The following is an 8,883-nucleotide window of genomic DNA, read 5'->3' as shown; positions in this document are numbered from 1 at the left end:
GGTGTACCGTTGCCACGTTCTACAGTTTTTATGTCCGTCTTGTTTAGTTTGCTTATATTCCAAAGCTTATGGAATGTGGCAGCGGCATTTTGCGCCCATGAAAATCAGGAAAAGGCATTACATCATTTTGGTCATCATGCAGCGTTGAGTTATGAAGCTTCACAGCATAGCCATACGGAAAAGACAGATATCGTAGGGACTCATAAAGCTCCCTTAAACTTGTCCGATCATCATGACCATTTGCCTTCATGTTTTCATGTTGTGATTGTAGAAGCACAAGAAAAACTTGTTTCACCGTTAATACAGTCATCTGAGCCAAAACAACAATATTATTGGTCCAATTCTTATAAGTCCCCTCATATCTCTAAACAAGACCCGCCTCCTGTTTTAACCCTGCTATAGGTGGGGTAGCCGAAAATTAGCCCACCAGAAATATTATTTATTTCATAGGGTTATTTTATGTCTATTTTTTTATACGAAAAAAGTTTCGTTAGTCTGAGTACATCTTGGGTATTTAAATCATTAGTTGTTGCTGTTGCACTTTCAACTGGTGTCGTAACAAACGCAGCCAGTTCAAATCAGAACCTTGCTGAGAATACACAACCACAGCGTGTACAGAATGTTTTAACGTTTGAACAGGTGCTCGATCAGGTTAAGCAGTTTCAGACTCAAACAGGAATTTGGCAAACTCAACAAGATATCGCTGCGAGCAATATCAAACAGAGCCAGCTATGGGAAAATCCGACGGTTTCTGTACAGCAAACGGGTTTTAAATCTGGAAAAGATCAGGAATTAGAACTTGGGATCTCGCAAAAACTAGATATTTTTGGTGTACGTTCTGCAGCAAAAAAACTGGCAAGTGTTCAGCAAAATCAAGTTGAGTTAAATCAGGTTTTATATCAGGCTCAACTGAAGCTGGCGGTAAAATATTTATGGTCACAAGTATCTATTTTAGAGCTTGAACATGAAGTTGCTAAAGCCCAGTTAAGAACGAGTAAAAATCTTCTTGATGCTACCCGCTTACGCTTTCAGGCAGGCAGTATTGCTCAGGTTGATTTAGATCGAACTCTCATGACGCATGTTGAAAATCAGCGTTTATATCAGGAAGTTGAATTATCACTGAGTAGTGCTAAAAGAAAATTGGCTAACTTATGGGGTGAGACAGAAGATAACTTCACGTTACGTCTAGATATAAAAAGTGCGTGGCCTTTAAAAAATGAAGGTGATATCGATCAATACTTAAAACAGAATTTGTTAGAACAGTCCCTGCGGCTTCAAGCAATGCAACAAAATTCTGAAATTAATTATTTAAAGGCAAAAAATCGGCCTACGCCTACTGTAAATATGGGCGTGGTTCGTAGTAAAACCGCAGAAACGAGCAGTACCGAAAATCAGATCCGAGTAGGTATAGCGGTTCCTTTAAACATTTTTAATCGCCAGCAATATGCCCTAAGAGTTGCACAAAGCAAACTCGATTTAATTGACCAGCAGCAAAGCTTTTATAAAAAGCAAAGCGAGAATTCTATTCGTACTCTACAGTACGAGTTAGCGGGTTTAAAGCAGCAATATAATTTAATGAATGAGCAGCAAATCCCTTTATCAGAAACGGTACAAGAGAAAATGTTGCTTGGCTTTAAAGTCGGTAAATTTGCAATTACCGATGTTCAGCAATCTACCCTTCAATTACAAGAACAACGCTTGAAAAAAGTTCAACTCCTTAAATCTGCTTGGCAAAAAGCAATTGAGGCAGAAAGTTTAGCTCTCGGAATCGATCCAAATATGGTGATGTCTGGAGATGCATTAAATCAAATTAATCAAAATTTATGGCAAGACACCTATAACTTGTCGACAGTTGGAGGGGCAGAGTAATGTCAGTTAAAAAAATGAAAAACCAATGGCTTATTGCTATTTTACTGCTGATTGTCTGCCTTGCTTTAAGTGCTTGGTTATTTTTCTCTGGAAAAAAACAGCCTAATACTGATGAAGGTGAAGAAGAGCATGCAGAGGGTGAAGCTGGTCATGAAGAATCTGAAAAGGAGGAAGGCAGTTTAAACCTGACTTCTAAGCAACTGGTTGAATATGGAGTGAAGTTAGAGCAAGTAGGACGTGGAGAAGTTGAACAGAGCCTCTCTTATCCTGCCAAACTTGTTGTAAATACAGATCAGCAAGCACATGTCTCTTCTACGTTTTCTGCACGAGTAGACAGCGTAAATGTTGCACTGGGACAACAAGTTGAAAAGGGTCAGGCACTTGCGACTTTATTTGTGCCGGATTTGGTTGATCAACAAGCTAACTTAAGCATGGCGCAAGAAGCACTGACATTAGCCGAGCAAGATTATCAACGTGAAAAACAATTGTGGGAACAAGGGGTTTCAGCACGTCAAGATTACCAGCGCGCTTACAATGCATATCGTCAAGCGCAAATTCAGGTACAAGCTGCAAATAGCCGTTTATCTGCATTGGGAGCGAATCGCTCAAGTAAAGGCCGATATGTTTTAACAGCACCTTTAAGTGGTGTAATCAGTAATAAAGATATTGTCATTGGTGAGCAAATTGGTCCTGAAAAACAATTATTTGTTATTGATCGCCTGGATCAGTTATGGGTCGAGTTTGTGCTACCAAGTGCAAATACCAATATTCAGCCTAATCAGGAAATTGAATTTAAATCGTTGCAAACGAACAATATTTTTAAAGCGCAGGTGCAAAGCCTAACTTCAGAAGCAGATACTCAAACTGGTCGTTTACAGGTTCGTGCCAAGGTACTAACACCTTCAAAAGAATTACGCCCTAACTTAATGGTCAATGTGTTACTGAAACAAAATAATGCAGCGACTGTATTACGGGTTAACAAGACAGCGATACAACAGATTGATGGAAAGAATGTCGTCTTTATTGCAAAACAGGAGAAGGACAAAATTCATTTTGCCCCTGTTGCCGTTGAGTTAGGCAATTATTCTTCAGATGCACAATGGGTAGAAGTTAAATCAGGAATTACTGAAAAACAGCAATATGTGACTCAAGGTAGTTTCTTGCTTAAGTCCGAACTTGAAAAAGGGGAGGCTGAGCATGGACATTAATAAACCTGATTTGCCAGAGGCTGAAGGTTTGTTTGATCGGATCATTCAGTTTTCAATTAACAACGCCATTTGGGTCATGATGTTTGTTATTGCTTGGATTGGTGTCGGAATTTATAGCTACCAAAAACTTTCAATTGATGCCGTGCCTGATATCACCAATGTACAGGTGCAGATCAATAGTCAGGCCAATGGTTTTACAGCACCTGAAGTTGAGCAAAGAATTACTTATCCGATTGAAAATGCCATGTCTGGTATTCCCAATCTGGAACAGACTCGTTCAATTTCCAGATATGGTCTTTCTCAGGTCACGATTATCTTTAAAGATGGTACTGACATTTACTGGGCAAGACAGCTGATTAACCAACGTTTACAAGAAGCTAAGAGTGCTTTACCAGATAGCATTGATCCGCAAATGTCTCCAATTTCGACTGGACTCGGTGAGATTTATCAATGGGTGGTAAAAGCAGAGCCAAATGCTAAAAAAGCAGATGGTTCAGCTTATAGCGCGATGGACCTGCGTGAAATTCAAGACTGGATTATTCGGCCCCAGTTACAACGTGTACAAGGGGTAGCCGAGGTTAATAGCATTGGTGGATATAACAAAACCTATGTGGTCTCTCCAGATCTGACACGGTTACAACAGTTGCAAATTCCACTCACCGACTTACAGGATGCGCTTCAAAATAATAATGAAAACCGCGGTGCTGGATTTATTGAAGAGAATGGTCAGCAACTCACAGTTCGTGTTCCGGGTATGCTGACATCGATACAAGATATCCAGAATGTTACGGTCGCCACTAAAAACGGTTTACCTATACGGGTTGCGGATGTAGCGTCAGTATCGATTGGTCATGATTTGCGTACAGGTGGTGCTACCTATAATGGACAGGAAACTGTTTTAGGTATCGCCATGATGATGATGGGTGAAAACAGTAAAACTATTGCTAAGGCGATTGACGACAAAGTTCAGGAAATTCAAAGATCACTCCCTCAGGGCGTGGTGATTGAAACAGTCTATGATCGTAGTAGCCTCGTAGATAAAGCGATTAAAACAGTAGCTAAAAATTTGATTGAAGGGGCGATTTTAGTCATCGTTATCCTTTTTATTTTTTTAGGAAACTTTCGCGCCGCTTTAATCACTGCTTGTATTATCCCATTGGCAATGCTTTTTACCTTAACAGGTATGGCGGAACAAAAAATCAGTGCCAACCTGATGAGTTTGGGTGCTTTGGACTTCGGGATCATTGTTGATGGGGCCGTTGTTATTGTTGAAAACTGTATTCGGCGTTTAGCTGAAGCGCAGCATTTAAAAGGTCGCTTATTAACACGTTCCGAACGTTTCACTGAGGTCTTTCTAGCGGCTAAACAGGCACGCCGACCATTAATATTTGGTCAGATCATCATTATGGTCGTGTACCTACCAATTTTTGCTTTAGCAGGCGTTGAAGCAAAGATGTTTCATCCTATGGCAATGACCGTTGTCCTAGCATTATTAGGAGCAATTATTTTATCTGTGACCTTTGTGCCAGCAGCAGTAGCTCTGTTTGTTACGGGTGAAGTGAAGGAAAAAGAAAGCCGCTGGATGATGACGCTGAAAAAAGGTTATGCAGGCTTACTCGATAAAGCATATGCCTTTCGATATGTTGTTGTCACAGCAGCGGTCAGCATCTTAATTTTGACAAGTGCTATTGCAACAAGAGTGGGGAGTGAGTTCGCACCTCAACTCAGTGAGGGTGATTTTGCATTACAACTCATGCGTGCACCGAGCACAGGCATAGAAGAGTCGCTTAAGATTCAAGAGAATGTAGAAAAGCAGTTACTCAAAGCTTTCCCTGAAATTAAAGCCATTTTTGCAAGAACAGGAACAGCCGAGGTTGCTACCGATGTCATGCCTCCAAATATTTCCGATGGTATTGTTCTATTAAAACCACATGATCAATGGCCAAACCCTAAAGAAACGATAGATGAATTGCGTACCAGAATGCTGCAATTCGTGAATCAGATTCCTGGTAATAACAGTGAATTCTCGCAACCGATTGAACTACGTTTTAATGAACTCATTTCAGGCGTCCGTAGTGATATTGGGGTGAAAATTTTTGGGGATGATATGCAAATCCTCAATCAGGAAGCGGAAAAAATAGCCCAACAGCTACGTAGTATTCCAGGTGCCAGTGAAGTCAAAGTTGAACAGACTGATGGTTTGCCATTACTTAATGTAGATGTTGATCATGCTCTGGCTGCACAATATGGATTATCAGTCAAGTCTATTCAGGATATTGTCGCTGCGAGTATTGGAGGACAGAGTGTAGGGCAAATTTTACAGGGCGATAGACGTTTCGATTTCGTGATTCGCTTACAGGAAAACATGCGTACGCCTCAGCAGCTAGCACAATTACCGATTCGCTTACCAAACGGCGGTCTGATCCAGTTACAAGACGTTGCTAAGGTTGAAAATATTCTGGGCCTTGCTCAAGTGAGCCGTGAAAATGGTAAGCGCCGAGTGATTGTGACGGCAAATGTGCGTGATCGTGACCTTGGGTCTTTTGTACAAGAGATGCAAAGCAAACTGGCGCAGCAAAAGCTACCTAGCGGTTATTGGTTGGGTTATGGAGGACAGTTTGAGAATCTTGCTTCTGCCACTGCAAGAATGCAAATCGTCGTACCGATGGCGCTCATCATGATCTTTGTGTTGCTGATGGCGGTATTTAGTAACTTTAAAGATAGCTTACTGGTATTTAGTGGGGTTCCTTTCGCTTTGTCTGGCGGATTAGTGGCTTTGTGGCTGAGAGATATTCCGCTTTCTATGTCTGCTGGAGTCGGGTTTATCGCTTTATCAGGTGTTGCGGTATTGAATGGTTTGGTCATGCTCACATTCATTAAAGAGCTAAGAGCAACCCTAGATGTTCATACAGCAACTTGGAAAGGTGCTGTACTGCGACTACGCCCTGTATTAATGACGGCATTTGTTGCTTCACTTGGTTTTATTCCAATGGCTTTAGCAACCGGAACTGGTGCAGAGGTACAACGACCTTTGGCAACGGTAGTAATCGGTGGCATTATTTCATCTACGATACTAACGCTGGTTTTATTGCCAGTCATTTATCGATGGATGAATGAAAGCAAGACGAATAAAGTTGAGCATTCATAATGTCATCGATTTGAGATATCTTTTTTGATGAAAAAGTTTGAGTCAGAAAAGTATTTGAAACAGGTAAAGGTAAGCATGAATTCATGGTTACTTTTACCTCACCATAAAGATAAATAATAAGGAGTCCGCAAAATGGGTGGACAACATGGTCATGACCATAGTCATGCTGTAGTGACTGAAGGTAATGCCAAGAAATTAACGATTGCCTTGGCGCTTACTACGACATTTTTAATTGTTGAGGTTATTGCAGGTTTAATCACACAAAGTCTGGCGTTGCTCTCTGACGCTGCGCATATGTTTACAGATGCAGCTGCTTTGGCAATTGCTCTGGTCGCAATTCAGATTTCAAAACGTCCCGCTGATAATAAGCGTACTTTTGGTTATCAACGCTTTGAAATTCTGGCCGCTTTATTTAATGCACTCATGCTGTTCGTGGTGGCAATTTATATTTTATATGAAGCCTATATCCGTTTCTCTAAGCCACCCGAAATTCAAAGTGTGGGTATGCTGGTTGTAGCGACTATTGGTTTAGTAATTAACCTCATTTCAATGAAACTTTTAATGTCGAGTGCCAATAACAGCCTAAATGTGAAAGGTGCTTATCTAGAAGTATTGAGTGATGCACTAGGCTCGGTAGGCGTTATTATTGGTGCAATTATTATTTACTTCACTAATTGGTACTGGATTGACACGCTTATTGCAGTACTGATTGGATTTTGGGTGTTGCCAAGAACATGGGTTTTACTTAAGCAAAGTATTAACATTTTGCTCGAAGGTGTACCCGAAGAGGTCGATATTGAGAAGCTACGTGCAGATTTACTTTCTTTAAATGGTGTTGAGAGTATTCACAAACTCAAAGTGTGGGCGATTACTTCTAAAAATATCCATTTAACCGTGCACTTATTTGCGCCTGAAGCTGATCGTACCAAGTTGTATCAAGATGCTGTTGAAATGCTTTCTCATGAACATGGTATTGGTGAAGTGACATTGCAAATTGAGGACGATGCCGAGATTAATTGTCAGCACATTGCTCAGCATGCTTCGCATAAACATGATGAAGCAGATAATGCACATTCACATCAGCATTAAGCTGATGTGAACAGTTTTTTTAAATTTCCCATTCGTTATTGCAGTCACGGCATTTCCAGTGTTTTTGTGACTGCATAAATGCTTGCATAGACAATTTAAAATCAGGCAAATCACGCCAGAACATAAAACCAGCCCCTACAGTAACCACAAATGCAACTACTGTTGCGATTTGAAGAGAACTACCTGCACCATTGCCAAAAATCCACATAAAGATGCTAATGACTACTAACAGTAAAAGCACAAAAATTGCAGGAATCAAGATAACCAGACTTTTAGGAACGACAGGTTTTGCGCTGTTCACGCCTTGGCTCACAGGCATAATTTTAACACTTTGACATTTAGGGCAACGATATTGCATGAGAACTCCACATTTAGTTTGAATCTATTCTAACGGAAATGTGCAGAAAGAAAAAAATTTGTAAGATATCGATGAAATGCGTTGAGTTAGCAGAAAAATTACTTATGAATAAACAAAGAAATATAAAAAACAGATGATTTATCCGTACACATAAAAATTAAAATAATATTGTAGAGCATGCTAATCTACAGAAAAATGAAGTGTGATTAGCACAATAAATGAGCTTAAATACTCGAATAGGATGTGGGATAAATATAAAAAGGAGAGAGGGACTTGGGTCAACAAGATGACAATAAGTCGCAGCCTACAACGACAGCATCGGTTTTAGCTACCCCAGATACCGCTAAACCGTCATTATCTCGTCGATTACTGCATAAGACATTGCAACATGCCCAAGATGCAGTTGGGTTTGCTAGCGACACGACACGTAATATTGCAGAGGTTGCTGATGCTGCTTTGGACGCACTCGATCAAGTAACTACTCATACACGACGTGGAGTTGTCGGAATGACAAATCTGGCAGCAGGTACTGTAAGAGATATGGTGTCTGAAACCAGTGAAACAGCACGCCAAGTCGCGTTGATTATGGCGCGAACTTTTTTGGGCAAAAGTACCTTAACGTTGTACTTACCCGAAATGTTATTAAATAATCAAATTCGTAAGCGCATTGATCGCTCCGAAATTGATGATATTAAAATTAAATGCGGCAATGACAGTTTCCAAGTCGAGATCGATGGGCATTATCATCGCTTCATGTATCGTTTGAGTTTAGATTTTAAAGTATTGGAATGTCGTATTGGGCAGGAAAAATTCTTACGTTTGCGACAAATGGATGAAAGTCTTGATGTTCAGATTCGACATGGCGGCACCTTGTCAAATTGGGCTGTGCGCCGTATTGGTCGAGTTGGTTTCGAAGTCGTAAATATGTTGCCTATTCCATCACTCATTAATCACTTGATTGGCGATATTCCCGGAATCCAACGCGATGGGCATCGCATGTGGTTTATTGACCTAGAGCAAGCAGGATTTATTGACTTTATTAACAACCGTTCATGGATGGTTGAAAAGCTTTTAAGTTTGACTGATTTTAGTATTTTACCGGGCTTGAATATTTTGAGAGAAAGTCGTGAGCTTGTGCAGCAGCTCGTAGATCAGTTTGAAATTAGAGGACTACGAGTGCAGTCAGGTCGCCTTGAAGTACAAGTGGGAAT

The 8,883-nt window shown here is 40.5% G+C and carries 7 protein-coding genes; 6 read left to right on the top strand and 1 reads right to left on the bottom strand.

Translation table 11 applies throughout. The features are described from left to right. Window positions 1–9 precede the first annotated feature (9 nt). The 5 genes from J536_RS23035 to J536_RS23015 all read left to right on the top strand — a co-directional run bounded on the left by J536_RS23035 (window position 10) and on the right by J536_RS23015 (window position 7,314). On the top strand, window positions 10–402 hold the full coding sequence (locus tag J536_RS23035; RefSeq protein WP_416202125.1) for a cation efflux protein, CzcI-like: 393 nt from the start codon (window positions 10–12) through the stop codon (window positions 400–402). Between the two features lie 57 nt (window positions 403–459). After that, the gene (locus J536_RS23030; RefSeq protein ID WP_032064073.1) at window positions 460–1,869 is read left to right on the top strand and encodes a TolC family protein; all 1,410 of its coding nucleotides are present in this window, start codon (window positions 460–462) and stop codon (window positions 1,867–1,869) included. Continuing rightward, window positions 1,869–3,077 (top strand): efflux RND transporter periplasmic adaptor subunit, encoded by a 1,209-nt coding sequence (locus tag J536_RS23025; protein ID WP_032064072.1) that lies wholly within the window; start codon window positions 1,869–1,871, stop codon window positions 3,075–3,077. The genes J536_RS23030 and J536_RS23025 overlap by 1 nt, the downstream gene beginning before the upstream one ends. Beyond that, window positions 3,067–6,225: an efflux RND transporter permease subunit gene (locus J536_RS23020; RefSeq protein WP_032064071.1), complete on the top strand. Its 3,159-nt coding sequence runs from the start codon at window positions 3,067–3,069 to the stop codon at window positions 6,223–6,225. The genes J536_RS23025 and J536_RS23020 overlap by 11 nt, the downstream gene beginning before the upstream one ends. A 132-nt stretch (window positions 6,226–6,357) precedes the next feature. Next, window positions 6,358–7,314, top strand: a complete 957-nt coding sequence (locus tag J536_RS23015; RefSeq protein ID WP_032064070.1) for a cation diffusion facilitator family transporter — start codon at window positions 6,358–6,360, stop codon at window positions 7,312–7,314. Window positions 7,315–7,333: 19 nt separating this feature from the next. On the opposite strand, the gene J536_RS23010 is transcribed toward J536_RS23015, so the two are convergent. Next, window positions 7,334–7,672: a hypothetical protein gene (locus J536_RS23010; RefSeq protein ID WP_002117013.1), complete on the bottom strand. Its 339-nt coding sequence runs from the start codon at window positions 7,670–7,672 to the stop codon at window positions 7,334–7,336. Window positions 7,673–7,945: 273 nt separating this feature from the next. Between J536_RS23010 and J536_RS23005 the strand changes: the two genes are divergently transcribed. After that, window positions 7,946–8,883: hypothetical protein (locus J536_RS23005; RefSeq protein WP_032064068.1), on the top strand; the 938-nt coding region annotated here is incomplete at its 3' end.

This window comes from Acinetobacter sp. 809848 (genome assembly GCF_000581275.1).
GTDB classification, from domain to species: Bacteria; Pseudomonadota; Gammaproteobacteria; order Pseudomonadales; family Moraxellaceae; genus Acinetobacter; species Acinetobacter pittii.
The sequence above is the reverse complement of the archived record's forward strand: the minus strand, read 5'-3'. Positions and strand labels throughout refer to the sequence as shown.

Bases quoted from the DNA above. Each gene is read 5' to 3' on its own strand.
- J536_RS23030 (WP_032064073.1), top strand. From the start codon at position 460: ATGTCTATTTTTTTATACGAAAAAAGTTTCGTTAGTCTGAGTACATCT.
- J536_RS23025 (WP_032064072.1), top strand. From the start codon at position 1,869: ATGTCAGTTAAAAAAATGAAAAACCAATGGCTTATTGCTATTTTACTG.
- J536_RS23020 (WP_032064071.1), top strand. From the start codon at position 3,067: ATGGACATTAATAAACCTGATTTGCCAGAGGCTGAAGGTTTGTTTGAT.
- J536_RS23015 (WP_032064070.1), top strand. From the start codon at position 6,358: ATGGGTGGACAACATGGTCATGACCATAGTCATGCTGTAGTGACTGAA.
- J536_RS23010 (WP_002117013.1), bottom strand. From the start codon at position 7,672: ATGCAATATCGTTGCCCTAAATGTCAAAGTGTTAAAATTATGCCTGTG.